Origin of the sequence: Tistrella bauzanensis (genome assembly GCF_014636235.1) — a bacterium.
Taxonomy (GTDB): Bacteria; Pseudomonadota; Alphaproteobacteria; order Tistrellales; family Tistrellaceae; genus Tistrella; species Tistrella bauzanensis.
Genome location: NZ_BMDZ01000166.1, coordinates 1 through 1,713 on the forward strand (window position 1 = coordinate 1; position 1,713 = coordinate 1,713).

2 protein-coding genes and 1 pseudogene are annotated in these 1,713 nt (G+C 57.5%); 2 read left to right on the plus strand and 1 reads right to left on the minus strand.

Features of this window, described 5'->3' with window-relative positions; all coding sequences use genetic code 11:
* Positions 1 to 16: 16 nt before the first annotated feature.
* Positions 17 to 832 (minus strand): McrC family protein, encoded by an 816-nt coding sequence (locus tag IEW15_RS25330; protein ID WP_188583294.1) that lies wholly within the window; start codon positions 830 to 832, stop codon positions 17 to 19.
* Positions 833 to 872: 40 nt separating this feature from the next.
* Between IEW15_RS25330 and IEW15_RS26245 the strand changes: the two are divergent.
* Positions 873 to 1,266, plus strand: a pseudogene (locus IEW15_RS26245) (IS5/IS1182 family transposase); the annotation flags it as partial.
* An 87-nt stretch (positions 1,267 to 1,353) separates the two neighbouring features.
* Positions 1,354 to 1,635, plus strand: coding sequence for an McrC family protein (locus IEW15_RS25340; protein ID WP_229708853.1), 282 nt, complete (start codon positions 1,354 to 1,356; stop codon positions 1,633 to 1,635).
* Positions 1,636 to 1,713 lie beyond the last annotated feature (78 nt).

Below are 1,713 nucleotides of genomic sequence, written 5' to 3' on the forward strand. Positions count from 1 at the left end.
ACCTCACCCGAGGGAATCAGCCCCGCAGCGCGGGGGCAAGCGGACATCGACAGGGTTGGAGCCCATTCTGCAACAGGCTCATAAGTAGGCGAGCAAGGGCGAAAGGCTGCTTCCAGTGCCGATTGGTGCGGTCAATCTGCACCTTGTTCCAAGGCAGATGAATGACCGGCACATCGGTGACATCTGCCAGCACGAAGCGGAGTTCATTCAAGAGGCGGCGCGTCCTCATTGCGCGGCACAACGTCGCAAGGAAGATGACAGTGGCCTTCATGATCTGCATCAAGGGGATGTCGCTGGACAGCATATCGTAACGACAGGCTAAACGATCCGGTCGCACAGCGTGGACAGTGAACTGCCGCACCACATCAAGCCGTCCGTGAAGAACCGATAGATCTTCCTGACAGGGGGAATAGCGGCGCGGCAAACCTCGGCGAGTCTGCTTCAGCAGCTGTTGCGCGAACAGACGAATGAAAATGTCGAGGAGATTTTCCGCACCGTGGGCCATTGGCGCATGTGCGCCACTTCCTAAATTGAGGCCCAATACCAGATCAAGCAGTGCAACAAGTCTGCGCCGTACGGTTGGGACATCGTCGTCGAGTGCCTCGGGATCAATTTTTGGCAGGATTTCCAAACTACATCCGGGCCCGGAGATCACCCCCACCATCTGTTTCGCTTGCAGAAAATGACGATGATCAGCGAGTATTCCGCTACCGCTGTCACCTCCTAATGGATGAGCACGTGCTGCCGCGACCAGCATTTCGGCCTGAGAGACCGAAAAGCCGCCTATTCCGACTCTCACTCGGCCCCATTCATGGACCGACAGGTGCGTCATTCGGCGTTGCCTTTCGGGTTGATCTTCAAGGAGGTCAGGCAAGGGCCGCAAGCGCGACGCCATGGTCAACACTAACGGCCGGCGGCTGGTTCTCCACGGCCATCCGGCCGGACATCCAGGATCGTGATGGCGCTGTCCTGCTGCTGCAGGCCTCGCGGCGCTCGTTTGCCTTCATCGAATTGGCCTTCACCGACAGCGCTTGCAACGCTCGACGGGTCGAGGACGCTACCTGCCTCGCTATTGAGGTGGTCAAGAAGATCGCCGGTCAGGTCGGCTTCCAGGTTCTTCCGCGCCGCTGGATGGTCGGGCGCTTCTTTGCATGGATCAATCGTAACAGACGCCTCGCCAACGACTTCGAGGCGCCTGTCGCCTCCGCAACCACCTTCCTATACGCTGCCTCCGTCATCCTCCTGACCCGACGCCTCGCACGTTGATCATGAGTTTCGAGTCGGACTTTTAGGCGCGGCTCCAAGGTTGTTGCGGTAATCGACACCAAGTGGAAATCTCTCGCAGGCGATCCGTTGGATCGCAAAAGTGGCGTGAGTCAGGCCGATGTCTACCAGATGATGGCATATGCCCGACTCTACAAATGCGACCGCCTGATGCTGCTTTATCCTGCCACACCAGCTCATGCCAGCGGGATAATCCGGCGGTTTGGAATTGATGGCGGCCGAGAGTTGTTGGCACTGGGTCGAGTAGACATGACCGTCGAGAACCGAGTGATGCAATCTCAACTGAGATCCTTAATCGATGAGGTACTCGGCATCAATCACGATAATATTAACGATTATTATACAATATAAGAGGCTGTTGCCGAATGCCCGCTACCCATGGTTTGACGCCGTCTGCTGACGGCTTGGGAGCTTGGCGGGGGTCTCGCG

Coding starts and splice junctions, on each gene's coding strand:
- IEW15_RS25330 (WP_188583294.1), bottom strand. CDS start 832: ATGACGCACCTGTCGGTCCATGAATGGGGCCGAGTGAGAGTCGGAATA.